The organism is Arthrobacter sp. StoSoilB20 (assembly GCF_019977295.1).
Lineage (GTDB): Bacteria > Actinomycetota > Actinomycetes > Actinomycetales > Micrococcaceae > Arthrobacter > Arthrobacter nicotinovorans_A.
In genome coordinates this window covers 3469947-3494908 of the sequence record NZ_AP024651.1, presented here as the reverse complement: position 1 = coordinate 3494908, position 24962 = coordinate 3469947, and the positions used below count along the sequence as shown (strand labels likewise).

Genomic DNA, 24962 nt, shown 5'->3' with positions numbered 1-24962 from the left:
ATCCGAGGGTCCCGCCGCGGCAAGTGTGACCACGGTAACAGAAAATTCGAGTAGTTACTCGAATTTCATTTTTGACCCGTAACACGCATGTACACTGGCTAGCCATGACCACAAAGGACGTGGGCCGCGCAGCGCGGCGGGGCCCCTACGCAAAATCCGAAGAACGGCGCCGCACCATCCTGGACGCTGCCCACGAGGTGTTTGCTGCCCACGGGTATCGTGGCGGATCGTTGCAGGATGTCGCTGACAAGGTGGGTCTGAGCCAAACCAGCCTGCTGCACTATTTCCCGTCAAAACGCGATCTGCTGATGGCAGTCCTTGAGCGCCGCGATGAAATCACCGGCGACGCTTTCCCGGACGACATGGAAGAGGGCCTGGTTGACTCGGTCATCCGAACGGCGCTCTTCAACGAAAACATTCCCGGCGTGGTGGAGCTCTACATCGTCCTCTGCGCGGAGTCCGTCACCGATTCCCACCCCGGGCGGGTGTACTTCACCGAACGGTTCGACCGCCTGCGCAAGAGTTACGCGCTGCGCTTTGCCGAACTCGCCGCCGAGGGCAGGCTCCGTCCCGGAGTTGATCCTGATGAAGCTGCCATGTCCCTGGTTGCCCTGTGGGACGGGCTCCAGACCCAGTGGTTGCTGGCCCCGGACGAGGTAGATGTGGCGAAGGGCCTGCGCGGCTACTTCAACCTTGTGGTCCTTCCCGAACCCTGACCCAACCCAACTGCCACTTACCTGGGTGGGTCAGCCGCGGAAGGCCCCGATGCCGGTGATGTGCTGGCCCAGGATCAAGGTGTGCACTTCATCCGTGCCCTCATAGGTCCGCACGGATTCCAGGTTGTTGGCGTGCCGCAGGGGAGAGTAATCGAGCGTGACACCGTTGCCGCCAAGAATGGTGCGGGCTTCCCGGGCGATCTTGATGGCCTCGCGGACGTTGTTCAACTTGCCCAGGGAAATCTGCTGGGGTTCGAGGCGGCCGGCGTCCTTCAGGCGGCCCAGGTGCAGCGCAAGCAGGGTGCCCTTCTGGATCTCCACGAGCATGTTCACCAGCTTCTCCTGGGTGAGCTGGTAGCCGGCCAGCGGTCGGCCGAACTGAAGTCGGGTTCCGGCGTATTCCAACGCGGCTTCGTACGAGTCGCGGGCAGCCCCCATCGCACCCCAGGCAATCCCGTAACGGGCCTCGTTCAGGCAGGTGAACGGTCCGCGAAGTCCAGCGGCACCCGGGAGGATGGCCTCCGGACCCAGCTCGACGCCGTCGAACGTTACGTCGCATTGAACCGAAGCCCGCATGGAGAGTTTGGGTTCGATCGGCGTCGCTGCGACCCCGGCTGTTCCGGCGGGCACAAGGAAGCCCCGAATGCCCTCGCCAGTGTTCGCCCAGACCACCATGACATCCGCGATCGAGGCGAGCCCGATCCAACGCTTGGCACCATCCAAGACCCAGCCATCAGTCGTTTCACGGGCGAAGGTGGTCATGGACGACGGGTCGGAGCCCGCGCTGGGTTCGGTCAGCGCGAAGCACCCGATCAGTTCGCCGGCGGCCATCCGCGGCAGCCACTGCTCCTTCTGTTCCTCAGAGCCCCACCGATGAATGGCCGTCATGGCGAGGGAACCCTGCACCGAGACGAACGTACGGATCCCCGAATCGCCGGCCTCCAGTTCCATGGCGGCCAGGCCATAGTCGACGGCGGTCCTGCCCGGGCAGCCGTAACCCTCCAGATGCATGCCCAGGACGCCGAGCTCGCCCAACTCCGGGGCGATTTCGCGGGGAAAATGGGCGTCCTCGTACCAGCGCGCGATGTTCGGACGGATGCGCTGCGCGGTGAAATCACGGACTGTTTCACGAAGAGCCAGCTCGTCCACGGTCAGCAGTGAGTCCAGGGCCAGGACGTCGGAGGTGTTCGTCGTTGAATCGCTCATTCCAGCATCCTAGGGTGCAGGCCGGCGCAGTGGGTCATGGCAAGCCACCGGCACATGGAGCCCCTTCAGTAGTATGGAGGCGGGGGCAGCACACTTCCCCCGTTGCGCTTTGGTTAACTTGGGGGATTTTGCATGGCACTGCCTGACGTCGATTTAAGGTCCAAGGCGGAAGCCGCACCACCGCGCACCGGGGCTTCGCGGTCCTCTGTTGCCCTTCGCCTGCTGCCGCTGTTTGTCTTGGCTGTCCCGGTCTGGTTGATGCTCGCGGACTGGGCCAAACAAGGCCTGGACTTCAGCGTCTACTGGTTCGGTGGAAGCATCCTCAACCAGTCAGGAACCTCTCCTTCGGACCTTTACGGTCCAACCGTCGCCTCGGCAGGAGGCCCGCAACTGCCGTTCACGTATCCGCCGTTCGCCGCACTGGTCTTCGGTTTGCTGGCACGGTTGCCACAAGCGTCGGCACTGCTGGTGTTCAACGTCGCCGGTGTGGCTCTGGCTGCCTGGGTGGCGGTCACGATCGTCCGGTACTGGTCTTCCAAACCCGATCTGCGCAGCGCCCTGTCCTCGACCAAGAGCTGCTGGATTGCAGCCGGACTGTTCCTCGCGGTCCTGCTCCTGGGACCTTGGCGCGAAACCCTGGCGTTCGGACAGATCAACATCATCCTTATGGGCATGATGGTGATCGACCTCCTGGGCGGGTTGTCCAAACGGCTGCCAAAGAGGCTTTCCATTGGGTGGGGGTTCCGGGGTACAGGCTTACTGGTGGGGGTCGCCGCGGGCATCAAGCTGACGCCGTTGGTTTTCGGCCTGTACTTCCTGATGCGCAAGGACTGGCGCGGGTTGGCGAACATGGCTGTGGGTTTCGCCGGCACGGTGTTGCTCGGCTGGTTGCTGAGGCCCGCTGAATCCCTGCAGTTCTGGCTGGAAATCCTTCCCGACACTTCCAGGATTGGCGGCGCCGGCTACGTGGACAACCTTTCGATCAAAGGCGCCCTCCTGCATTTCGGTGTCCCGCACGACGCCGTCAACCTTCCCTGGATGGCATTGAGCCTGGCCACGGTGATCCTGGCGACGGTGCTGGTCAGGACGGCCAGCGCCCAGGGCGCCCGCGTTATCGCCATTTCGACGACGGCACTTGCCATGCTGCTCATCAGCCCGGTCTCTTGGTCCCACCACTGGGTTTGGATGGCCGTTGTCCTGCCGGCGTTCGCCTGGACCATCAAGGAGACGCCCGCCCGCTACAAGGCCCAACGCGCAGTGATGGGTGCCGTGCTGGCCGTATCAACACTGGTGTTCTTCTTCTCACCCAAAACCATCGGCACCGTCCTGGGTTCCCCCGACCTGAATGTCCAGACGCCGGGTCTGTGGATCATGGCCTCGAGTGCGGGCGTATTCTGTGCCGTGGCCATCCTGGTGTGCTGGTTCGTGGTGCTGCGGCGCCACGCGGTCAGGATCGAAGATGTTCCGGATGTGCCCACCCGGCTGCGTCAGTGGGCCTCGCGGCAACGCTGAGCCTGCCCGCCTTCGGGGAACGAACGCTGAGGCTGCTCTCGTTCAGGAACGGAAGCAATCGCACGGCAGGGAGTACGGAACGGTAGGGAGTACAGAGGAGTACAGAAAGGGCCGGAAACCACGCGGTACGGGTTTCCGGCCCTTCTTGTCTAAAGCGGCCCGGTCTGTCGAGGCCGGGATGCCCGGGACCTCCATGGTGTCCAGGTCATCCATGATGTCCGGGCAGGGCAGCCCGTGGAGCAACGGCTACTCGCCGCGGACCACCGCAACCTCGGGACGCTCGCCGGTGAAGTAGCCGCGGGTGGACGGAGCGAAGCGGCAGACGACGGCCAGCACCACGCCCAAAGCCAGCAGCAGTACGCCGCTGACGAACGCCCCACCGATGCCGAAGATCTGCGTATCTCCGTAAGCGGGGTCCCACATCTGCACGGCCGAGATGAAGAACGCAGCGGTCAAGGACAGCGCGCCCAGGAACGGCAGGATGCCACGGAACCAGAGGTTGCGGGCAGAGTCCCGGAGCGTCGAGCGGAAGAACCACACGCAGGAGAACCCGGTCAGGGCGTAGTAGAACGCGATGAACAAGCTGATGGCGCTGATGGAATCGGACAGCAGGTTTTCGCTGAGGAAGCTCATGGCCACGTAGTACACTACGGCCACCGCTCCCATGACCTGAGTGGAGAAGCCCGGGGTCATGAAACGCTCGTGGACTTTGCCAAAACGGGCCGGCAGCGCACCGTGCACTCCCATGGACAACGTTCCGCGCGCGGTGGGCAAAATGGTGGTTTGGGTGGAGGACAGGACCGACGCCAGCACAGCCACAACAATCAGCCAGCCCCACGGGCCCAGCACGACGTCCTTCATGGCCAGGAAGACGTCGTCCTGGTTGGCCTCGTTGCCCAGGCCAATGCCGTCGGTACCGATCGTGGCGTACATCATCACCAGCAGGGCCACGGAAACGTAGATCGCCACGAGCACGGATGCTGAGATAACAGCGCCACGTCCGGGCGTCTTGGCCGGGTTTTCCGTCTCTTCATTGAGCGCCAGGCAGGTATCCCAGCCCCAGTAGATGAACAGGGCCAGCAGGACCCCGTGGACTACGGCGCCGGGATCGGCAAATGCGCCGGCCGGGTTGAACCATTCGAAGTCGAAGGCCTGTCCTTCAGGGGCGCCACCGGCGATCCTGAAGACGATGGCCACCGCGAAGATGCCCAACGAAATGTACTGGATGTAGGTCAGGGTGCGCTGGACGTGTTCGCCCAGCCGGATGCCGCGGTGGTTCACGTACGTCATGAACACGATGAACAACACCCCGGTGGCCGTAACCAGCCAGGTGTTATCGGCCAGGGAACCGTCACCGATCAGCAGCCACAGGTACTTGCCGGCAATTTGCGCCAGGTTGGCCAGAACCACGATTCCGGCAAGGGCCACGCCCCAGCCGCCAAGCCAGCCGGCCCAGGGGCCGAACGCTTTGCGGGCCCAGAAAAACGTGGTGCCGCAGTCAGGCATGGCACTGTTGAGTTCGCGGAAGGCATAGGCGATGAACAGGACCGGGATGAAGCCGAGGATCAGGATCAACGGAGTGTAGTTGCCGTTGACGGCAACAATGAGGCCCAGGGTAGCCGCCAGGGAATAGACCGGCGCCGTGGAGGCCAGCCCCAGCATGACGGAGTCTCCAAGATCAAGGATCCCGGCGTGGAGGCCTTTGGAAGGTACGACGGCGGTACGGTCGCCGCCCGCTGGGCCGCCACCCGGCGTCGAGGTTTCAGTGCTCATAGTGCAGCTCCGTAGGAAGTAGCAGTGGGCGCGATGGGCGCCGGGGCGTCAATGGTATTGGGGACAAAGCGGCAGAAGTAATCCGTAATGGGGCCATCCGATTCGCGGATGCCGCAACCGACGGACTCGCCATCCACCACCCAGAGACCCAGGACGGGATGGTTGCCATCAAAGTCAGGCAGGGAGTGGTACTGCTGGAAGCACCAGCCTTCACGTCCGTAACCGCCGGGCTGCTGGATCTCAATGCCCGGGGCGTGGATGCGGATGTTGTCGCCCTCGCGTCCGTGCAGCGGCTTGGCCACCCATTCCTTGAGGGGACCGGGATCGCCAAGGTAGGCGGGCAGCAGGTTCTCGTGGTCAGGGTAGAGATGCCACAGGGCAGCCAGCAGCGCCTTGTTGGACAGCAGCATCTTCCAAGCCGGCTCCACCCAGCGCGGATTGTGGGCGCGCTGCAGGAGGCGCTGCCCGAATGGCTCCTTCATCATCAGTTCCCATGGGTACAGCTTGAACATGGTGCTGATCATGAAGTTATCCAGGTCCACAAACCGGTTCAGGTTGGGGTCCCAGCCGATGTCGGACATGTTGATGCCGATGGTGGTCCAGCCACCCTGGCTTGCCACGTCGCGCATATAGGCAGCCGTCATCCAGTCCTCGCCGGATTCCTCAGCCTCCGAGTGCGCAACATGGAGGGTGCTCATGCCGGTGCGGAACTGCAGTTTCTTCCATTGCCGGATCAAGGCCTCGTGGATACCGTTCCACTGGTCTTTTTCCGGGAAGACGTCCTGGAGCCAGAACCACTGGGCCACGGAGGCCTCGATCAGCCCGGTAGGGGTATCGGCGTTGTATTCCAGCATTTTGGCCGGACCGCCTTTGCCGTCGTAGATGAAGTCGAAACGACCGTAGACATCCACGTCGGCAGCCAGGAGGGACTCACCGGCCAGCTCCAGTGCTTGCTGCCCGATGCCGAGATCGCCCATGGCTCCGGTTGCCAGGTACTTGGCAGCTTCCAGGCACATGATGTGCATGTCTTCCGCGGTTTTCTCGAGGGTCTCCACCTCGTCCACGGTGAATTCGTAGTATGCCGATTCGTTCCAGTATTCGATCTTCCGGCCATTGGGCATGGTGGTAGTGGAAAATACCAGGCCCTGTTCTTCGATCTTTTGCTTCCAGTCCGGCCTGGGCACGGAGGGCAGTCGACGCACGCCTAGCCTCCCGAGCTTCCGCCGCTTTTGGAACTGCTGCCAAAGCCGCCGCGGCTGACCGTGCCGCCCTTGGTGCTGTAGCCCGTGGAGGACTTGGCTCCTGTGGGAACGTTCTTGGTGTAACTGGGGTAGGCGGTGCGGTTCTGCCCCACAGCAGGCACGCTGGCGCCCCGGGAGTAGAAGTACCAGGCGTAGACACCGGAGCTTCGGCCTGCCGAGCTGCTGTTGTCACACTGGTTGTCGTCAACGCGCTCGCCGGTTTCCTCATTGAAACAAACCTGCGCGTAGTCAGCTTCCTGCTCGTTGCTGGCAACGATTGCGGTGATGGTTCCGGCCAGCAGCGCTGTCACGCCGAGGCCGACCACTACGGTACGACGCTGCGAGCGCTTCTTCTTCTTGGCAGCCTCGGCCTCGCCGCGTTCGCGTTCCCGGGCGAAGGGATCCACTACTGGCAGTGGCTGGCCCGGCTGGGGTTGGCCTGGCCGGGGTGCTGCGCCGGAGGGGGCTCCCGCAGGCACCTTCTTGTTCTTCGCAGCCTTGCCCTGGCGGGTAGGCGGCTGGTTGCCCTGTTGGTTGCCCTGCTGGTTGCCCTGCTGATTGCCCGCTTGGCTGGGTTGCTGGTTTCCCCCTTGTCCGCCGTCCTGGACGGGGGTGAACAGCTCCGGGTGGAGGTCGGGTTTGGGCACCTGCCAGGGTGGGGGCTTGGGCGGATTGTTGCCCGCTCCAAAGTCCGGGTTGTTGTCCCTGCTGCCGCCATTATTGCCGGATGCGTCAGGGCTGTCTTTCGGGCCCATATATATCCCCCTGGATAGACCGTTGATGTGCCCGGCGCCACGCCGGACCAGAATGCTCAGAGCAAGCCTAGTCCTTGCAGGCGGCGCAGGCACGGCTGACAGACGTAATTGGGGACAACTCCCCATTGTGGCAAGCGTGTAAGGATGGAGCCATGGCGGCACCAACTGCGGAGAGCAACGGCGACGACGGCGTGTTGCTTCGGCTCCCGCCGGTGCACGGCATTGGCCGGAACCGGGTCATCGCCGGCCTGGTGCTGGCATTGCTGCTGCCGCCCGCCGTCGAAATTCTGGTGACGGTCTTTGGCTTCCGCAACTTTTCCATGATCATGCTGCTCCAACTTGCCGTGGCGGTTGCTGTTGCCGCGATCGGCGGGTTGTGGCCGGCCGTGGTGGCCGCCGTCCTGGGCAGCTTCCTGCTCAACTATTTCTCTGCCGATCCGGTGGGCTCATTGTCCATTGCCGATCCCACGACGTTGTTCACATTGGTGGTCTTCCTTGCGGTGGCCTGTGGCGTTGCACTTGCCGTGGGCCTGGCTACCAGGCGCGCGCAGGAAGCGGCGCGTTCGGAAGCCGAAGCCACTGCCTTGAGCGGGTTGGCCCTGCGGATCCTGAGTTCGGACGGAAGCCTGGAAACGTTCCTGGAGAAGGTCAGGGCCAACCTCGGGATGGAAGCGGTGACGCTGTTGGGCACTGCAGCAGCGGGGGCGCCCTCCCTTCCGGGTGCATCTCCGGTCTCGCAGGTCCTGGCCAGCGCCGGCCCGAATCCGCCGGTGACCCATGCCGCGGCCGATCATGCCGCCGTCGTTGATCCCCAGTACACGCTGTTGCTGCGCGGGGGAGCGTTGTCCCCGCAACGCCAGCGGCTGCTGGCAGCGTTCGGTGCCTTGGTGGTGGCTGTCCGGGAGCGGCAGCAGTTGGTGAAGAGCCGCCGGGACAACGTCCGGCTGTCCGAGGGCAACAAGATGCGGACATCGATCCTGCGGGCGGTGTCCCATGACCTGCGGACACCCCTGGCCGGCATCAAGCTCGCCGTCAGCAGCCTGCGGCAGGAGGACGTGGATTTTCCTCCGGACGTGGAGCGGGAGCTGTTGGAGACCATCGAGGACTATGCGGACCGCCTTGACCACCTGGTGGACAATCTCCTGGACATGTCCCGGATCACCGCTGATGCGGTGAATCCGCTGCTGGGCGGCATCGTCTGGGCCGAGGTACTGCCGCAGGCGTTGCGCGGAGTTCCAGCACGGCATCTCCGCAATGAACTTCCGCCCAATCTTCCCCCGGTCCAGGCCGATGCGGGCATGCTGGAGCGCGTGGTGGCCAACATCGTGGAGAACGCCGTAAAGTACGCGCCGGACTCGGATGTGGTCCTGACGGCTAGAACCGGCGCCGGAATTACCGTGGGAGACAGGCCGGCCGGTGAACTGCGGATCGTTGATCATGGCAGGGGAGTGGGCCGGGAAGACGTCCTCACCATGTTCCAGCCGTTCCAGCGCTTCGGCGACTCCGGGGGACCAGGGCAAAGCAGCGGCGGCGGGATCGGCTTGGGACTGGCCGTGGCCAAGGGGTTCTGTGAGGCCATGGGCGGCAGGCTCGATGCCGAGCCGACGCCGGGTGGCGGCTTGACCATGGTGGTCACGCTTCCGCTGTGGACCGGTGGCCCGCAATGACGCTGGTGCTGATCGTTGAGGACGAGGCCCGGATTGCCCGCGCCATGCAGATCACCCTCCAGGCCCATGGCTACCAGGCGTTGTCCGTGGGGAGCGGCGCCGAGGCCCTGCAGGCTGTCGCCAAGCAACCCGTGGAGATCGTGGTGCTGGACCTTGGGCTGCCGGATATGGACGGCGTGGAGATCATCCGCCGCATTCGCGGGTGGAGCAGCATGCCCATCATTGTGCTTTCCGCCAGGCACGCCTCCGAGGACAAGGTCGAAGCGCTCGACGCCGGTGCGGACGACTACGTGACCAAGCCCTTCGGTTTGGATGAGCTGCTGGCCAGGCTCCGGGTGGCCTCACGCCGTGTGGTCACGGGCCAGGAAGAACCAACGCTGGCCACCGCCGATTTCATGGTGGATTTGGCCGGCAGGAAAATCGTCAAGGACGGCGCGGAAGTCCGGTTGACGCCCACGGAATGGAACATCCTGGAGCTCCTGGTCCGCAACAAGGGGAAGCTGGTGAGCCAGCAGCAAATCCTCACGCAGGTTTGGGGGCAGGCCTATGCCAAGGAAACCCAATACCTGCGGGTCTACATTGCCCAGTTGCGCCGGAAGCTGGAGCGCGATCCTTCAGAGCCACGCCATCTGCACACCGAAGCCGGCATGGGCTACCGTTTTGATCCCTGAACTTTGATCCCTGAACCGAAAACCCGCACTTTGGCTTGGGACCGTCCGTAGACTGTTGCCATGAACGCTGCTTCCCTCCTGGCCGTCTGCCGTGTCCACCAGCTGCTGCCTGATACCGGCAACGTGGGAGTCACGGCCATGGACAAGCGTCCGGTGGAAGGGCCGGTCAAGGTCCACAAGCTGGGGCTGCACGGTGACGTCCAAGCCAACCGGGTGGACCACGGCGGCGAAGACCAGGCACTGTACGCCTACTCCCAGGCGGATGCGGACTTCTGGGCAGCCGAACTGCAGCGGGAAGTACCGGCAGGCCTCTTTGGCGAGAACCTGCGGGTGTCCGGCATCGAGGCCACCGGCGCCGTGATCGGTGAACGGTGGAAGATCGGCCTGGACGTGGAGGTTGAGGTCACGTCCCCGCGCGTGCCCTGCGCTACCTTCCAACGGGTACTGGACGAGCCGCAGTGGGTGAAGCGGTTCACGCAGGCGGGCCGGGTCGGCACGTACCTGAGGGTGATTAGGACCGGAACCATTTCTGCCGGGGACCATATCCACCGTACGTTCGTTCCCAAGCACGGCATCACCGTTGGCCAATGGTTCAGCGAACCTGATCCTGAACTGGTGCAGATCCTGTTGGACGCCGAGGCTGACGGGGAAATCCGTTTGCAGGAGGACTACCACCCGGTCTTTGAAAAAGTACTCCGGAGGAACGGACTCTAGGGCCGCATGGATGGCCGCCAGGGTGTGTGTGAACAAGCTCACCAGGAATTCGCGGACTCTGGAGTCGCGGTGACAGGCACCTGTGCCCTACACTTGAAACATCCCCCACTCCGGAAATCCCTTTCTCCTGCCCAATTCTTGAGGCAGGACTGGTAAGTGTTGGGGCCCGCAATTGTGTGCGGGCATTTTCATAGGGAGAGCCGGCTAAAGAAAACGCTGTACAGACTGCTGGGATAGCAGCCAAGAGATGCAGCGGGAAGTCCTGCCATGGGATTGCGATAGCGCCGGACTTCTTGCGAAAGCAGGGCACTTTGCCTGTTTTCGCGACGAGTAATGCGGCCAAGCCCAACCGGGCCGCGCCGACTGCCCTATGGATGAGGAATTTCCCCCTATGACCGAAAATCTCAACGAAAACTTCGACGCCCAGACCACTGAGTCCGCAGAGTCCGCTGTTGCAGCAGAGACTACCGCCGAAGCTGAAGCACCGGCTGCTGCCGCTGCCCCCGTCGAGAACGCTGCACCTGAGTCCGCAGCCCCCACTTTCACTGAAGCTCCTGCCTTCACTGAAGCTCCTGCCGCCAAGGCAGAAGCAACCGAGCCTGCTGCCCCCAAGGCAGAAGACGAGGAAGAAGAAGGCGTCCGCTTCGTCGATCTTGGCATTGATGGCCGCGTCCTGGCCGCCCTGCAGGATGTCGGCTACGAGAAGCCGTCCCCCATCCAGGCAGCCACCATTCCGCTGCTCCTGGAAGGCCGCGACGTCGTCGGCCTCGCCCAGACCGGTACCGGCAAGACCGCAGCATTCGCTGTTCCTGCCCTGTCCCGCCTGGCCGAACTCCATGACCTCAACGGCCCCTCACGCAAGACCCAGGCACTGGTCCTGGCCCCGACGCGTGAACTCGCCCTCCAGGTTGCCGAGGCGTTCACCTCCTACGCCAAGCACATAGACGACTTCACCGTCCTTCCCGTCTACGGTGGCTCGGCTTACGGCCCGCAGCTTGCCGGCCTGCGCCGCGGTGCACAGGTTGTTGTCGGTACCCCGGGCCGTGTGATCGACCACATCGCCAAGGGTTCCCTGGACCTCTCCGAACTCCAGTACCTGGTGCTGGATGAAGCCGACGAGATGCTGCGCATGGGCTTTGCCGATGACGTTGAGCAGATCTTCCAGCAGACCCCGGAGAGCCGCCAGGTTGCCCTGTTCTCTGCCACCATGCCGGGCCAGATCCGCCGCATGTCCAAGCAGTACCTGAACAACCCTGCTGAAATCTCCGTGAAGTCCAAGACCACTACGGGTGCCAACACCAAGCAGCGTTACCTCCAGGTCATGGGCCCGCACAAGCTGGACGCACTGACCCGCATCCTCGAGGTTGAAGAGTTCGACGGCGTCATCGCCTTCGTGCGCACCAAGATGGCTACCGAGGACCTCGCCGACAAGCTGAAGTCCCGCGGTTTCCAGGCTGCCGCCATCAACGGCGACATCCCGCAGCAGCAGCGCGAGCGCACTGTTGACGCGCTGAAGGAAGGCCGCATCGACATCCTCGTGGCCACCGACGTCGCTGCCCGTGGCCTTGACGTTGAGCGCATCAGCCACGTCATCAACTACGACATCCCGCACGACACCGAGTCCTACGTGCACCGCATCGGCCGCACCGGCCGTGCAGGCCGTTCCGGTGACGCCATCCTCTTCATGACGCCGCGCGAGAAGTACCTGCTGCGTTCCATCGAGAAGGCAACCCGCCAGCCGGTGGAGCAGATGCACCTGCCCACCGCCGAGACCGTGAACACGCTGCGCCTGGGCAAGTTCGCCGAGCGCATCACCGAGACCCTCGCGTCCGAGGATGTAGCAGCGTTCCGCGACCTCATCTCCTCCTACGAGGAAGAGCACAACGTTCCGGCAGCTGAGATCGCTGCTGCCCTGGCCGTCATGGCGCAGGGTGGACAGCCCTTGCTGGTCAAGGAACTGCCTGCAGCTCCCGAGTACCAGAAGCGTGAGCGCTCCAAGGACGGCTTCGGCTCCCGTGGCCCGACCCGCGCACTCACCGAGGGCAATGCCACCTACAGGATCGCCGTCGGACGCCGCCAGCGCGTCATGCCGGGTTCCATCGTGGGCGCCATTGCCAACGAAGGCGGCATTTCCTCCGCACAGATCGGCGGGATCGACATCCGCTCGGACCACTCCCTGGTGGAGCTTCCGGCAGACCTCAGCCCCGAGCAGTTGCGTGCACTGTCCCGCACCCGCATCGGTGGCGAGTTGATCCACCTCGAACTGGACAACGGACGCAAGCCCAGCGGCGACCGTGGCAGCTACCAAGGTGGCGGCGGCGGTGGACGTGGCGGCTATGGCGACCGCGAGAACCGTGGCGGCGGCAACTTCAAGGGCAACGGCGGCTTCAAGAAGGACTTCCGCAAGTCCGAAGGCGGCGAGCGTACCTCCGCTGACCGTGGTGGCCGCTCGTACAGCGACCGCTCTGAGCGCACGGCAGGCAGCTTCGGCGACCGCGACCGTGGCCAGGCCAGCGGCTCCCGCTTCGGCGGTCACGGTGACGGCGCCCGCAAGCCCCGCAGTGGCGGCGAAGGCGGACACCGCGATTTCAACCGCAAGGGCAAGTGGTAAACACTTCCAAGTGGTAAACACCTCCAAGTGGTAAACACTTTCTTGGTGATCATCACCCAGTAGTTCCCATCAGGGGGCCGGCTTTCGAGCCGGCCCCCTGACGCGTTTAAGCCCTGTTTCCGGGTTCCATGGGACGGTGCTCCGCCGTACGATCGAGTCACGGCTGAACATACGCAGAACGCAGGAGGATGCTCCATGGGATTGCTGGACAACGTGAAGAAGAACCTGGGATTCGGCGGAAAGCAGCCAGGTGAAAAGGATCACAGGGAGCACGCTGCGCCCGTTGCCCCCGAAACGGCAGGGGAGGATGCAGCAGCCCAAACGGCCGTGAACCAGGCCGCCGAGGATGCTGCCGCCGTCGAGGTTTCAACCGCGGACCGGGAGGCTGCGGAGGCTGCCGCAGCCCAAGCTGCTGAACAACAGGCGGCAGCGAATGCCGCAGCAGCCCAGGAGGCGCGTCAGGAGGGCTTGGAGCCCGAGGCCCCGGAAGTCCAGCCGCAGGCGCAGGAAGCAGCCGCAGAAGCCGCAGCAGGGGCCGGACAGCAGGGGCCGGTGGCTCCACGCGTCACGGAGGTGGTTGTGGAGCAGGGAGACACCATGAGCGGGATCGCGGCGCAGTTCGGGGTGGATCTCGGAGCGCTGATTGCCACCAACGCCGACACCGTTCCCAACCCGGACCGGATCTACCCGGGGCAGGTGTTGCGACTGCCCTGACTGGAGCAATCAAAGAGCCGTGGCAGGTGCAGCGGCACTACCAAAGGCGCGAAAAATAGATCAACAAAACCTCGTCTTCGCAAATTGTGTCGGCGCTGATTTTCCGCGTTCTTTCGCCGATTTGTAGCTTCTGAAAACGTCCGGTAGAGTATTTACTCGTTGCCCCCCTAGCTCAGTGGTAGAGCGCGTTCTTGGTAAGAACGAGGTCACCGGATCGATTCCGGTGGGGGGCTCTGAATGAGGGCCTGTGTCAAGGCGGTTTTTGACCGGCTTGGCACAGGTTTTTCTCATTCGTGGCGGTGTAGCTCAGTTGGTTAGAGCGCACGACTCATAATCGTGAGGTCGGGAGATCGAGCCTCCCCACCGCTACAGAGCAAGACCCCGCAGCTTTCGCCTGCGGGGTCTTTTTTCGTTCCGTGGGACAGAATGGGTCCATGAGCCGAATCGCAATTATTGGTGGCCACGGGAAAGTGGCCCTGCATCTGTCCCGCATCCTCAGTGGCGAAGGTCACGAAGTCACGTCGTTCATCCGAAATCCCGACCATGTGGCCGATGTCACCGAAACCGGCGCCAACGCCCAGGTGCTGGACGTGGAAAACTCGACGACGGCGGAACTCGCCCAGGCGTTCGAGGGCCAGGACGCCGTGGTCTGGTCCGCAGGAGCCGGCGGGGGCAATCCGGACAGGACGTACGCCGTGGATCGGGACGCGGCCATCCGCTCGATGGACGCGGCAGCCACGGCCGGGGTCCAGCGGTACGTGATGGTGTCCTACATCGGCGCCGCAAAGGACCACGGAGTCCCCGCGGACAACCCGTTCTTTGCCTACGCGGAGGCCAAAGCGGCCGCGGATGACTACCTGCGCGCCACCGACCTCGACTGGACCGTCCTGGGCCCGGGAACCCTCACCGACGAGCCCGCCACAGGCCTGATCCAGACTGACCCGGAGAACCCCGGCAACGGCACTCAGACCTCCCGGGCCAACGTTGCTTTGGTGACCGCGGCAGTCCTGGAACTTCCCGGCACCATCCACCGGACCATCGCGTTCAAGGATGGAAGCAACGACGTTGTGGATGCCCTCACCGAAGGCTGACCCGGCCCTGGAGCCGCCACCCCGCGTGGACTGTCCGCACCGGCGGGATATGTTTGTAGGGAACTTTTTCGGCTTCGCCCGGGGGAGGGCCTTACAACGTCTGGGGAAGCAGGAATATGGATCAGTTGGCGCTCATTGTCGGGTTGCTGCTTGCGACGGTGGTGGCAGTGGGCCTGGGGGACCGGCTCAGGCTGCCGTATCCGGTCCTGATGCTCCTGCTGGCTGTTGCGCTCACCTTCATCCCGGGCTTTCCCGAGTTTGAAATCTCGCCCGAGCTGATCCTGCCGATCTTCCTTCCGCCGCTCTTGTTTGCCACTGCCCAGAAGAGTTCCTGGGCTGTGTTCCGGGTCAGGTGGCGGACGCTGCTGCTGCTGGCCGTAGCCCTCGTGGTTGTGTCCACTGCTGTAGTCGCCGGTGCCGCCTGGCTCATGATTCCGGGCATCGGTATCCCGGCGGCGATTGCCCTGGGCGCCATGGTGGCACCTCCTGACCCCGTGGCCGTCGAGTCAGTGGCAGGCCGCGTGCACATGCCGCGCCGGCTCACCACCGTCCTCCAGAGTGAGGGGCTCTTCAACGACGCCGCGGCAATCGTCATTTTCCAGGCGGCCGTGGCAGCCACCGTATCCGGGAAGGAAGTGGGCCCCGAGGTCATCCCGCAGTTTGTCATCGGAGCCGCTTTGGCCGTCCTGATCGGCATCGCGATGGGTTGGCTGACCAAGGTCATCACCAAGCTGGTGACGTCCATGGTGGCCCGCAGCGCCGTCACCTTGGTGGTGCCGTTCGCGGCTTACATCCTGGCCGAAGAGCTTCACGCCTCAGGTGTGGTGGCCGTCGTCGTGACTGCCCTGGAACTCCAGCGCCATGCGCGTCCGCAGGACGCCGCCGAGCGCGTCACCAGGACAGCGTTCTGGGACGTCGTGGAACTGCTGGCCACCGGGCTGGCCTTCGGCTTGGTGGGGCTCGAGATCCGCCACGTCATCCGGGACGAGGGGACGGCGATCTTCGGGATGATCGGCATGGCTGTGATCATCTGCATCCTGGTATTCGTGGTCCGCTTCCTCTGGCTTGGCCTGCTTGCCTTGACGGCCCGCAGGCGCAGGAACCTCCTGCAGCCCACGTCCCCCAAGGAAGTGCTGATCCTGACCTGGTGCGGCATGCGCGGCCTGGCTACCCTCGCCTTGGCGTTGGCTTTGCCCCTGACATTGCCTGACGGCAGCGAATTCCCCGCGCGGCACGAGATCCTGGTCATTGCCTGCGCCGTCCTGCTGGCCACGCTGGTGCTCCCAGGCCTGACCCTTCCGTGGCTCATGCGGGTACTGAAAGCTACCGAAGACGGTTCACACGAGCAGGATGCTGCAAAGGTCCTGGCCAAACGGGCCCAGTCCGCGGCCGTGGCGGCGCTGAAGGACCACGACCTGATGAAAGAACTCCCGGCAGAGAAGGTGGCGCTGGTCAAGGAGAAGATGCGCCGGCTCCATGCCGAGCTCCTGGACGGCACGCTGCAGAACGAGTCGGTTGCCGAGAAGCGGAAGCGCGGACGGGAGCTCTCCATCGCAGTGCAGACCATCGCGTTGGATGCTGCCCGCCAGGAAGTGGTGGCTGCCCGGAACGAGCTGGGTACTGATCCGGAAGTGGCAGACCGCGTGCTCAGGCAACTGGACCTGCGGACGATGTCTATGCCGGAGTAGGCCTGGGCCGGGGCGGGTCTATACCGGGGGGACGCCTATACCGGGAGCAGGCTTGTACCGGGGGCAGGCCTACACCTGACTCGCCGCTGCCGCGTGCTGGGGCAATGAAGCGGGGTAGAGGTCCAAAGCGTGGTCTTCCACGTAGTCCAGGGCGTGACGTACCGCTCCCAGCGAGACGATGCCCTCGCCCAGGGTGGAGGTGGCAAGGCGCGGTGGAGTGAAGGTGAAGTCCGGCAATTGCTTTTCCATGCCGGGGATCAGGGCATGGGCGGAGGCCGCGACGGCGCCTGCGATCACCACCAGGTCGGGGTTGACCAAGGTGCTGATCGAGCCGACTGCCCGGGCCATGCGATGCGCCAGGCGTTCGAGGGTGTCCAGGGCGGCGGTGTCACCGTCGGCTGCGGCATTGAACACCATCTCTGCTGTCAGCGCTTCAGGATCATTGCCACAGAGTTCCCGCAGCTTGGAGGTTGAGGCTGAGCCCATGGCTTCCTGGCCCCAGAGGACTGCATAGTGGGCTATCCCGTAGGTGTCGCCCACGCCGTCAACGTTGTCCAGGTAGCCAAGTTCTCCAAAGCCACCGAGCTGGCCATGGAGCAGCCGGCCGGATTCGAGGATTCCGGCTCCCAATCGGTCCCCGGCGAGCATGACCACGAGGTTGTCCACTCCTTGGGCTGTGCCCAGCCAGCGTTCTGCGAGGGCAGCGAGGTTGGCGTCATTTTCCAGGAGCACATGCCAGCCATGCCGCTCGGAGACGATCCTGCGGACGTCGAAGGATTTCCAGAATTCCTGGACCGTGAGCACCTCTCCCTCGCGGCTGACAGGGGCGGCCACTCCCGCGGAAACGGCAAGAACGGTGTCGGCGGAGACCCCTGCTTTCTCCAAAGCATCAGCGGCGATCCTGTCCAGTACGTCGGCGCGTTCCTTGGCTGGGACGTTGTAGGTGCGGAAAGGCATTGTGACCTGGGAGAGTGGGGTCCCTGCCATGTCGGCCACAATCGCCGTGATCTTGTGCGCGCCAATGTCGATCCCCAGGACACTGGCTGCGCTGTCGTCGAAGATGAAGCGCCGGGCCGGCCTGCCCTTGACGTAGTCGCCGGCGCCCCGCTGGTTTTCGAGCTCCTGAAGCCATCCCAGGCGGACCAGTTCGTCGCAGATTGAGATGACCGTGGCGCGCGAGAGCCCGGTGCTGTCCATCAGTTCCGTGCCGGTAAGGACTCCGGCTCCCCGCATTGCCTTGAGCATTGCGCTGGCGTTCACTCTGCGTACCAGTTGTGTTGACGGTGCCGTCCCGGTCTGCATTCGGCGCTCCCACTTTCCCAGCCGCTCGATCTGTCTGATAGAGCGGTCTCTCTAAATTTAGTGCATAAATTTAGAGAGACCGGGCATCTCGGCAAATGACGTCAAATATCGGCAGAAGCTTGACCCTGTGGCGCCCATCACTCACCATGGTTAGCGATAGGTCATAAATTTACGTCCTATCTAAACTTCCCGCGGTGCTGTTCAGGAGTGCCGCGCGATGTCATAGCGGCCACTGAGGTCCGCAAGACGAAAGGGCTACGGTGTCGGTGAAGATGACACGCAGGAAACACTTCGCGGTGATGGGAACGGGGCTGGCACTCATAGCCGGTCTCCTCTCCGGCTGTTCCGGGGCCTCGTCCCACGAACACGAATCGGGCAGGGAAACAATCCGTTTCACGTTCAGCAAGCGGGAAGCAATTGGTTTCATGACCAAACTGGTTGCCGACTACAACGCCTCCCAAGGCGGGACGAAAGTGGTACTGGACACGTCCGGCGTCGACGTCGTTTCCGCAAGTTTCGTTCGCGGCAATCCACCGGATATCGCCCTTGCCAACTACAACATGGAGACGTCCCGCTTTGTTCAACGTGGTGCGTTGAGTGACTTGTCCGGGACGGATGCCGCCTCCCGCATCCGCGGTGACCTCAAACCCCTGATGGAACAGTACGGTTCCTACCAGGATCGGACCAGTGCCCTACCGTACTCCGTGATGGCCTCCTCGGTGATCTACAACAAGGAGATCTTCGCAGCCAACAACATCAAGGTGCCCACCACCTGGAGCGAACTGATCGCGGCATGCGAGAAGTTGAAAGCTGCGGGAGTAACGCCGTTCTATGCCACATGGAAGGACGATTGGACCATCGCACAGGGATGGTTCGACTACTCCGCGGGCGGCCAGATGGACACCTTGGACTTCTTCGACAAACTCGCTGACGAAGGCGCGGATGTGGGCCCCGGGTCTTCTGTCTCGTTCCTAAAGGACTTTGAGCAGCCCGTTGAGAAGATGTTGACCCTTGCGAAGAACTACGTCAACAAGGATGCTGCCAGCCGGGCCTACGGTGACGGGAACCTGGCTTTCTCCCAAGGCAAAGCCGCCATGTACCTGCAGGGTCCCTGGGCCTTCAGTGAGATCGCCAAAACGGCCCCTGACCTGGAGCTTGGAACCTTTCCCCTGCCGATGACAGAAGACCCGCGGGACCTGCGCGTCCGCGTGAACGTGGACCTGGCGGCCTGGATACCCGAGGCGTCCAAACACAAGGAAGCGGCGCGGGACTTCCTGGAGTACCTGTACCGGCCGGAAATCATCGAGGCCTACAACAAATCCCAGTTGGGTTTCACCCCTACCAAGGACTCCGCCGTAGTCCCCGATCCCCGGATTGAGGGGATGGTGCAGTACTACGACGCGGCCCAGGTGTACCAGGGACCATCGGTGTTGGTGCCCCGCACCATCCCGATCATGAACTACACCCAAGCACTTGTGTTCGGCGCGAACCCGGAAACCACCCTCAGCACACTCGACGCAGATTGGGCGCGCCTGGCGTTCCGCCAGTAGTGCCGGACCAGGGAGTCAACATCATGTCCATCATCACCACCTCCACGACACCCGGGCAGGGCGGCCCGCGCCAGGCGGGCCTACAGCGCGGCAGCCGGAAGCGCGGTCACTCACACCCAAATCCCCGGCGGGGAGGCAGCAAGCGCCGGGTCGAGCCCATCTTCTACATCTTCCTGCTGCCCAGCCTGATCCTGTTCACTTTGGCCATCACCGTTCCGGGCATCATCGGAATCTTCTTCAGCTTCACCAACTCGATCGGCATTGGCGATTGGGACTTCGTAGGCCTGACCAACTACATCGCGATCTTCAGTGATCCCGCCATCCTGCAGAGCTACCTCTTCACCTTCGGCTTCTCGATCGTTACGGTCATTGCCGTCAATCTGGTGGCTTTTCTGCTGGCTGTGGGTCTCACTGCGCGAATCCGGATGAAGACGGCGTTGCGGACGGTCTTCGTGATCCCCATGGTGGTCTCGGGCATCATCATCGCCTACGTCTTCAATTTCCTGTTCTCCAACTCGCTGCCCTCGCTCGGTGCCGCGGCCGGGATCCCCTGGCTGGAAAGCAGCCTGCTGGCCAATCCGGACTTTGCATGGGTAGCAGTTGTGCTGGTGACGGCCTGGCAGGCTGTGCCTGGCGCGCTGCTCATCTATATTGCGGGCCTTGTGGCAGTGCCTGGAGATGTCTACGAGGCCGCTGAAATTGATGGCGCGAGCAAATTCCAGCAATTGGTGAAGATCACTCTTCCGTTGGTGGCCGGTTACGTGGTCATCAATATCATTCTGGGGTTCAAGGGCTTCCTCAATGCCTACGACATCATCGTGGGGCTGACAAACGGAGGCCCGGGAACCTCAACCAGAAGCATCGCGATGACTGTCATCTCGGGCTTCAACGGCGGTGACTACGCCTACCAGATGGCCAACGCCACGATCTTCTTCGTGGTGGCCATCGTGATCTCTCTCGTACAGCTTTCGCTGACCCGTGGACGGAATGCACTGTAATGACCAACGAATCGATGACCACTAAGCCAGCCTCAAGCAAATCCGGCTCTGCGATGGAGCGGGTGAACTGGCCGGCCACCACCGTGCTGGTCCTGTGCGCGGTGACTGTGCTTCTGCCCCTCTACGTCACGGTCTCCATGGCGTTCAAGACGCAGGGCCAGGCTGTGGATGGCAACGCTTTCTCGTTCCCGGCCCCCATCAGCTTCGATGGCTTTGTGCAGGCCTGGACACTGACCAACTTCCCTGTGGGTGCCGGCGTGTCCTTGCTTGTGACTGCGGGGACGGTGCTGGCCACCATCATCCTGGCGGCATTTGCCTCCTACGCGATCGTACGGAACTGGGAACGCCGCCTGTTCCGGTACTCGTTCTTCTATTTGCTGGGGGCGATGTTTATTCCGTTCCCGGTGGTGGCACTGCCCCAGATTCAACTCACGGGCCGCCTGGGGCTGGACAATCCGTTGGGAGTGATCCTGCTGGCCACCATGTTCCAGCTGAGCTTCAGCGTGCTGCTCTTCACCGCGTTCCTGAGGTCCATCCCGATGGAACTGGAGGAAAGTGCCAGGATCGACGGTGCCACCACCTGGCAGACGTTCTGGAAGCTGATCTTCCCGCTGCTTGCGCCGATGAGTGCCACGGTGGGGATCTTCGCATTCCTCTATGCATGGAACGACTTCATGATGCCCTCGCTGATCATCTCCGATCCGTCCCTGCAGACGCTTCCCGTGCGGCAGAACCTTTTCCAAACGCAGTTCAGCAACAATTACCACGTGTCCTTCGCCTCCTACCTGATGGCGATGGCCCCGGCGATCATTGCCTACCTGTTCACGCAGCGTTGGGTGATGGCAGGCGTGACCCAGGGCGCTGTGAAGGGTTAGGCCTGTTGACCTGCAACGTCCGGCCGTTTCATACTGGTCCGGGATATAAATTTAGATACTAAATCAAAGGAGTTTCGTGAGCACCTCGGCCACTCAGGCACACCGTACCGAAGCAGACCGCATGACCGACCCACATTGGTGGCGCCAGGCCGCCGTCTACCAGATCTATCCCCGCAGCTTCCACGACGCCAACGGGGACGGACTCGGAGACATCAAGGGCATCACTGCCAAGGTTCCCTACCTCAAGGAACTCGGCATCGACGCCGTATGGCTGAGCCCGTTCTACCCCTCGGCGCTCGCTGACGGTGGCTACGACGTCGATGACTACCGCAACGTGGATCCGAAGCTGGGAACCCTTGAGGACTTCGACGAAATGGTCGAGGCCCTGCATGCGGCGGGTATCAAGATCGTGGCGGACATCGTCCCCAACCACTCCTCGGACCGCCATGAGTGGTTCAAGGAAGCGCTGGCTTCCCCCAAGGGATCGGCCGCCCGTGAACGTTACATCTTCCGTGATGGAAGGGGAGAGAACGGTGAGCTGCCGCCCTCGGACTGGGACTCCGTCTTCGGTGGACCCATCTGGGACCGGATCACCGAGCCCGACGGTACGCCCGGACAGTGGTACATGCACATCTTTGCCAAGGAGCAGCCGGACTTCAACTGGGAAAACCCGGAGGTTCGTGAGGACTTCCTGAAGACCCTGCGATTCTGGTCCGACCGCGGCGTTGACGGTTTCCGGATCGACGTAGCCCATGGCATGGCCAAGGACCTTTCCGAGCCGTTGCCCATGAAGGCGGATCTGGAAGCCAAAGCCCATGGCACGGATGGTTTCACCGACGGTTCCCACCCGTTCTGGGATCGCGATGAAGTGCACGAGGTCTATGCCGAGTGGCGCAAACTCTTCAACGAGTACAACCCGCCCCGCACCGCCGTCGCCGAGGCTTGGGTCCATGAGTCCCGCCGTGCCCGCTATGCAAGCCCCGAAGGGCTGGGGCAGGCGTTCAACTTCGACCTCCTGCAGTCCGACTACGACGCTGCCGCCTTCCGGAAGATCATCACCGACAACCTGGTGGCGGCCAAGGAGTCAGGGGCATCGTCCACCTGGGTCTTTTCCAACCACGACGTCGTCCGCCATGCCACCCGCTACGGCCTGCCCAAGGGTGGTTCCGTTGCCCAGGGAACCAATGCTGCACAGGACATCACCGGCGGCGAGCCCAAGGGCCAGGACGGCAAGGGCTGGTTGCTGGCCGGCGCACCGGCCGAAGAGCTCGACGTCGAACTTGGCTTGCGTCGTGCACGCGCCGCGACGCTGTTGCTGCTTGCCCTCCCCGGTTCTGCCTACCTCTACCAGGGTGAAGAGCTCGGCCTGCGTGAAGTCGCGGAGATTCCGGACTCAGAACGCCAGGACCCGTCCTTCTTCCGCAACCCGGGAGTGGAGATCGGGCGCGATGGTTGCCGTGTGCCGCTGCCCTGGACCGTAGAAGGCCCGTCCTTCGGCTTCGGTGCAGGCAAAGCGCATCTTCCCCAGCCGGAGTGGTTCAAGGATTACGCAGTATCCACGCAGGAAGGCGTGGAAGGTTCCACGCTGGAGCTCTATAAGAAGGCACTGCACCTGCGCAGCAAGCTCCAGACAGCGGAGGAACTTCAGTGGGTGGAAACCGGGAACCCGGACGTCCTGCACTTCAGCCGCCCGGGTGGCTGGCACGCCGTCACCAACTTCGGCAGTGAACCGGTTGAACTGCCTGACGGTGACGTAGTGGTAACCAGTGAACCCCTGGAGGATGGCAAGCTGCCTTCAGATACCACCGCGTGGATTGTCAGCAGCGACTAAGCGCTGAGGACAATACTGAAACCATGACGAATGCGAACGGGCGGGGACGCCTCATATACGGCTGCATGGGACTCGGCGGCCCCTGGGACGGCACATCCTACGGCGCCGCGGAGATCGATCAGGCCGCTGCGGTGGTTGAAGCTGCACAGGGGATTGGTGTTGGACTTTTCGACCATGCGGATATCTATCGCAGTGGAAAGTCCGAGGCCGTCTTTGGTGAAGTCCTCGCCCGTTCGCAAGGTCTGCGGGAAAAGATCCAGCTGCAGACCAAATGCGGAATCAGGCTGGGGGAGCGCGGACTCCAGACGCATTATGACCTCAGCCGGGAAGCCATTCTGGAACGGGTCAACGGGAGCCTCAAACGACTCCAGACAGATTACGTGGACGTGCTGCTGCTGCACCGGCCCGATCCCTTGATGGACCCCCGTGAGGTGGCGGACGCCGTCGGGCAGTTAATGTCCGAAGGCAAGGTGCGGCAACTGGGCGTGTCCAACATGTCCGGTGCGCAAATCGCGTTCCTGCAGGACCAGTTGGAGACCCCGATCGTGGCGAACCAGCTGGAAATGAGCCTGCTCCGCCGGGATTGGCTGGAGAGCACTGTGCTGGTCAACCACGCAGACGGGCTGGGGTTCAGCTTCCCGCACGGAACCCTGGAACACTGCATGGCTCAAGGAATCGAACTTCAGGCGTATGGTTCCCTGGCCCAGGGGCGATATACGGGTGCACCGGCTGCGGAGTTGTCGCCTGCGGAGTCGGCGGCCACGGAGATGCTTGAAAAATTGGCGGGGGAGAAGAACACCACGCCGGAGTCAGTGCTGCTGGGCTGGCTGATGAAGCACCCCGCCGGCATCTCGCCGGTGATCGGCACTACCAATCCCGGGCGCATCAAGGCATGCGCCGATGCCGCCTCAGTTGCCGCCACAATGACCCGTGCCCAGTGGTACGGATTGTGGGTGGCAGCCCGGGGGAGCAACATCCCCTAACCCCGGTTTTAACCCAACTGAGTCGCAGTTGTGCGCGTTATGGCCTCTGAAAACGCGCTCACTGCGACTCAGTTGGGTGGGGACAGCAACACATGGCTACGATGCGCTGCTGATCGGAGCCACCACGGAGTAGGTGCTCGAATCACCCTGCAACGCCTGGCTGGGCTTGCCATCGATACCCACCGGGATGTCCCCGGCAATGGTCACGCGGTTGAGCTTGCGCGGCTGGCCGTCGTAGTTGTCCGGGGCGTAGTGCTGGGTGATGCGGTTATCGAACAGGACAACCTGGTTGGGCTCCCAGTTCACCCGGACCACGTTCTCCGGACGCGTCACGTACGCCTGCAGCAGGCGGATGATGTCCTTTGATTCCGTATTGGACAAGCCCACAATCCGGAGCCGCTGCGCGAAGCCCCCAATGAACAATCCGCGCTCGCCGGTCAGGGGGTGGACCCGCACCACGGGGTGGGCGGTCTCGAACTTCAGGCGGGTGAACTCCTTGCGGCGCTCTTCGGCGTTGGAGTGCTCCAGGTTCTTCGGGACGGAGTAGTCGTAGTCGTTGGTGTGGATGGCCCACAGGTTGTCCGCGAAGCTCCGCAACTCCTCCGGGAGGTCCTGGTAAGCGCCGGCCGAGGAAGCAATCAGCGTCTCGCCGCCATAGGCAGGGAGATCGATGCTGCGCAGAGTTGAAGCCTGCGGCGGGTTCACCACGAAGGTGACGTCCGTATGCCAGTTATTGGCCGAGCCGTTCTCACTGTCAACCGGCAGGACATTTTCCTCGCCCTCCACCGAGGCCACCGTGGGGTGCGCTTTGGTCAGTGGCCCGAAGTGCGAGGCGAACTTCACCTGGGCCTCGTCACTGAAGATGTTGGCCTCCCGGAACACCAGTGCCTTGTGCTCGTTGAGCGCGGCCCTGATCTGCGCGACGGTGTCCTCACTGAGGTCTCCGCTGATATCCAGGCCACGGATTTCGGCGCCGATGCGGGAGCCCAGCTTGGCGAACCCGAGTTTGGTTTCGGTAATGACGGTCATGGTTCATTCCTTACTTGTTGTGACGGTTGCGGCAG

The 24962-nt window shown here is 63.1% G+C and carries 20 protein-coding genes and 2 tRNA genes; 16 read left to right on the top strand and 6 right to left on the bottom strand.

All coding sequences use genetic code 11. From position 1 onward, the window contains the following. Positions 1 to 104: 104 nt before the first annotated feature. Entirely contained in the window at positions 105 to 716 is a 612-nt protein-coding gene (locus tag LDN85_RS15905; protein ID WP_223943494.1) for a TetR/AcrR family transcriptional regulator, read from the top strand. A gap of 30 nt (positions 717 to 746) precedes the next feature. On the opposite strand, the gene LDN85_RS15900 is transcribed toward LDN85_RS15905, so the two are convergent. Beyond that, positions 747 to 1922: an acyl-CoA dehydrogenase family protein gene (locus LDN85_RS15900; RefSeq protein ID WP_223943493.1), complete on the bottom strand. Its 1176-nt coding sequence runs from the start codon at positions 1920 to 1922 to the stop codon at positions 747 to 749. A 132-nt stretch (positions 1923 to 2054) separates the two neighbouring features. Between LDN85_RS15900 and LDN85_RS15895 the strand changes: the two genes are divergently transcribed. Continuing rightward, positions 2055 to 3434, top strand: a complete 1380-nt coding sequence (locus LDN85_RS15895; RefSeq protein WP_223943492.1) for a glycosyltransferase 87 family protein — start codon at positions 2055 to 2057, stop codon at positions 3432 to 3434. Between the two features lie 246 nt (positions 3435 to 3680). On the opposite strand, the gene LDN85_RS15890 is transcribed toward LDN85_RS15895, so the two are convergent. From LDN85_RS15890 to LDN85_RS15880, 3 genes are read right to left on the bottom strand one after another with little or no spacing between them, the layout of a single operon-like run. After that, a complete protein-coding gene (locus tag LDN85_RS15890; protein WP_026539745.1) occupies positions 3681 to 5207 on the bottom strand; it encodes an APC family permease in 1527 nt (508 codons plus the stop codon). Then, a complete protein-coding gene (locus tag LDN85_RS15885; RefSeq protein WP_026546336.1) occupies positions 5204 to 6409 on the bottom strand; it encodes a glutathionylspermidine synthase family protein in 1206 nt (401 codons plus the stop codon). The genes LDN85_RS15890 and LDN85_RS15885 overlap by 4 nt, the downstream gene beginning before the upstream one ends. 2 nt (positions 6410 to 6411) lie before the next feature. Further along, positions 6412 to 7203: a Tat pathway signal protein gene (locus tag LDN85_RS15880; protein WP_223943491.1), complete on the bottom strand. Its 792-nt coding sequence runs from the start codon at positions 7201 to 7203 to the stop codon at positions 6412 to 6414. Between the two features lie 152 nt (positions 7204 to 7355). Here LDN85_RS15880 and LDN85_RS15875 point away from each other — a divergent pair, with 152 nt between their 5' ends. From LDN85_RS15875 to LDN85_RS15835, 9 genes are all read left to right on the top strand, one after another. Beyond that, the gene (locus LDN85_RS15875) at positions 7356 to 8870 is read left to right on the top strand and encodes an ATP-binding protein (RefSeq protein ID WP_223943490.1); all 1515 of its coding nucleotides are present in this window, start codon (positions 7356 to 7358) and stop codon (positions 8868 to 8870) included. Beyond that, positions 8867 to 9541, top strand: a complete 675-nt coding sequence (locus tag LDN85_RS15870) for a response regulator (RefSeq protein ID WP_223945476.1) — start codon at positions 8867 to 8869, stop codon at positions 9539 to 9541. Before LDN85_RS15875 ends, LDN85_RS15870 begins: the two co-directional genes overlap by 4 nt. Before the next feature lie 60 nt (positions 9542 to 9601). Continuing rightward, the gene (locus tag LDN85_RS15865) at positions 9602 to 10255 is read left to right on the top strand and encodes an MOSC domain-containing protein (protein WP_223943489.1); all 654 of its coding nucleotides are present in this window, start codon (positions 9602 to 9604) and stop codon (positions 10253 to 10255) included. Positions 10256 to 10646: 391 nt separating this feature from the next. Further along, positions 10647 to 12866 (top strand): DEAD/DEAH box helicase, encoded by a 2220-nt coding sequence (locus tag LDN85_RS15860; RefSeq protein WP_026546331.1) that lies wholly within the window; start codon positions 10647 to 10649, stop codon positions 12864 to 12866. A 195-nt stretch (positions 12867 to 13061) separates the two neighbouring features. Beyond that, a complete protein-coding gene (locus LDN85_RS15855; RefSeq protein WP_026539752.1) occupies positions 13062 to 13580 on the top strand; it encodes a LysM domain-containing protein in 519 nt (172 codons plus the stop codon). Between the two features lie 161 nt (positions 13581 to 13741). Further along, positions 13742 to 13813: transfer RNA gene (locus LDN85_RS15850), tRNA-Thr, on the top strand. A gap of 62 nt (positions 13814 to 13875) precedes the next feature. Beyond that, a tRNA-Met gene (locus LDN85_RS15845) sits at positions 13876 to 13949 on the top strand. A gap of 65 nt (positions 13950 to 14014) precedes the next feature. Next, positions 14015 to 14671 (top strand): NAD(P)-binding oxidoreductase, encoded by a 657-nt coding sequence (locus LDN85_RS15840; protein WP_026546330.1) that lies wholly within the window; start codon positions 14015 to 14017, stop codon positions 14669 to 14671. A gap of 116 nt (positions 14672 to 14787) precedes the next feature. Next, the gene (locus LDN85_RS15835; protein ID WP_026539754.1) at positions 14788 to 16359 is read left to right on the top strand and encodes a Na+/H+ antiporter; all 1572 of its coding nucleotides are present in this window, start codon (positions 14788 to 14790) and stop codon (positions 16357 to 16359) included. 69 nt (positions 16360 to 16428) lie between these two features. Here the strand turns inward: LDN85_RS15835 and LDN85_RS15830 are convergent, their stop codons facing one another. Further along, positions 16429 to 17661, bottom strand: a complete 1233-nt coding sequence (locus LDN85_RS15830; RefSeq protein ID WP_223943488.1) for an ROK family protein — start codon at positions 17659 to 17661, stop codon at positions 16429 to 16431. Positions 17662 to 17933: 272 nt separating this feature from the next. Here LDN85_RS15830 and LDN85_RS15825 point away from each other — a divergent pair, with 272 nt between their 5' ends. The 5 genes from LDN85_RS15825 to LDN85_RS15805 all read left to right on the top strand — a co-directional run bounded on the left by LDN85_RS15825 (position 17934) and on the right by LDN85_RS15805 (position 23898). Beyond that, positions 17934 to 19211: an extracellular solute-binding protein gene (locus LDN85_RS15825; RefSeq protein WP_223943487.1), complete on the top strand. Its 1278-nt coding sequence runs from the start codon at positions 17934 to 17936 to the stop codon at positions 19209 to 19211. 23 nt (positions 19212 to 19234) lie between these two features. Next, positions 19235 to 20209, top strand: a complete 975-nt coding sequence (locus tag LDN85_RS15820; RefSeq protein ID WP_026539757.1) for a sugar ABC transporter permease — start codon at positions 19235 to 19237, stop codon at positions 20207 to 20209. Further along, entirely contained in the window at positions 20209 to 21084 is an 876-nt protein-coding gene (locus LDN85_RS15815) for a carbohydrate ABC transporter permease (protein WP_091549877.1), read from the top strand. Before LDN85_RS15820 ends, LDN85_RS15815 begins: the two co-directional genes overlap by 1 nt. Positions 21085 to 21160: 76 nt before the next feature. Further along, entirely contained in the window at positions 21161 to 22915 is a 1755-nt protein-coding gene (locus LDN85_RS15810) for a glycoside hydrolase family 13 protein (RefSeq protein WP_223943486.1), read from the top strand. A gap of 23 nt (positions 22916 to 22938) precedes the next feature. Then, positions 22939 to 23898, top strand: a complete 960-nt coding sequence (locus LDN85_RS15805; RefSeq protein ID WP_223943485.1) for an aldo/keto reductase — start codon at positions 22939 to 22941, stop codon at positions 23896 to 23898. A 96-nt stretch (positions 23899 to 23994) separates the two neighbouring features. On the opposite strand, the gene LDN85_RS15800 is transcribed toward LDN85_RS15805, so the two are convergent. Beyond that, positions 23995 to 24927 carry a TauD/TfdA family dioxygenase gene (locus LDN85_RS15800; RefSeq protein ID WP_026539761.1) on the bottom strand — a complete coding sequence of 311 codons (933 nt, stop codon included), beginning with the start codon at positions 24925 to 24927 and terminating at the stop codon, positions 23995 to 23997. Between the last annotated feature and the right edge of the window lie 35 nt (positions 24928 to 24962).

Bases quoted from the DNA above. Each gene is read 5' to 3' on its own strand.
- LDN85_RS15905 (WP_223943494.1), top strand. From the start codon at position 105: ATGACCACAAAGGACGTGGGCCGCGCAGCGCGGCGGGGCCCCTACGCA.
- LDN85_RS15900 (WP_223943493.1), bottom strand. From the start codon at position 1,922: ATGAGCGATTCAACGACGAACACCTCCGACGTCCTGGCCCTGGACTCA.
- LDN85_RS15895 (WP_223943492.1), top strand. From the start codon at position 2,055: ATGGCACTGCCTGACGTCGATTTAAGGTCCAAGGCGGAAGCCGCACCA.
- LDN85_RS15890 (WP_026539745.1), bottom strand. From the start codon at position 5,207: ATGAGCACTGAAACCTCGACGCCGGGTGGCGGCCCAGCGGGCGGCGAC.
- LDN85_RS15880 (WP_223943491.1), bottom strand. From the start codon at position 7,203: ATGGGCCCGAAAGACAGCCCTGACGCATCCGGCAATAATGGCGGCAGC.
- LDN85_RS15875 (WP_223943490.1), top strand. From the start codon at position 7,356: ATGGCGGCACCAACTGCGGAGAGCAACGGCGACGACGGCGTGTTGCTT.
- LDN85_RS15870 (WP_223945476.1), top strand. From the start codon at position 8,867: ATGACGCTGGTGCTGATCGTTGAGGACGAGGCCCGGATTGCCCGCGCC.
- LDN85_RS15865 (WP_223943489.1), top strand. From the start codon at position 9,602: ATGAACGCTGCTTCCCTCCTGGCCGTCTGCCGTGTCCACCAGCTGCTG.
- LDN85_RS15860 (WP_026546331.1), top strand. From the start codon at position 10,647: ATGACCGAAAATCTCAACGAAAACTTCGACGCCCAGACCACTGAGTCC.
- LDN85_RS15855 (WP_026539752.1), top strand. From the start codon at position 13,062: ATGGGATTGCTGGACAACGTGAAGAAGAACCTGGGATTCGGCGGAAAG.
- LDN85_RS15840 (WP_026546330.1), top strand. From the start codon at position 14,015: ATGAGCCGAATCGCAATTATTGGTGGCCACGGGAAAGTGGCCCTGCAT.
- LDN85_RS15835 (WP_026539754.1), top strand. From the start codon at position 14,788: ATGGATCAGTTGGCGCTCATTGTCGGGTTGCTGCTTGCGACGGTGGTG.
- LDN85_RS15830 (WP_223943488.1), bottom strand. From the start codon at position 17,661: ATGCAGACCGGGACGGCACCGTCAACACAACTGGTACGCAGAGTGAAC.
- LDN85_RS15825 (WP_223943487.1), top strand. From the start codon at position 17,934: ATGACACGCAGGAAACACTTCGCGGTGATGGGAACGGGGCTGGCACTC.
- LDN85_RS15820 (WP_026539757.1), top strand. From the start codon at position 19,235: ATGTCCATCATCACCACCTCCACGACACCCGGGCAGGGCGGCCCGCGC.
- LDN85_RS15815 (WP_091549877.1), top strand. From the start codon at position 20,209: ATGACCAACGAATCGATGACCACTAAGCCAGCCTCAAGCAAATCCGGC.
- LDN85_RS15805 (WP_223943485.1), top strand. From the start codon at position 22,939: ATGACGAATGCGAACGGGCGGGGACGCCTCATATACGGCTGCATGGGA.
- LDN85_RS15800 (WP_026539761.1), bottom strand. From the start codon at position 24,927: ATGACCGTCATTACCGAAACCAAACTCGGGTTCGCCAAGCTGGGCTCC.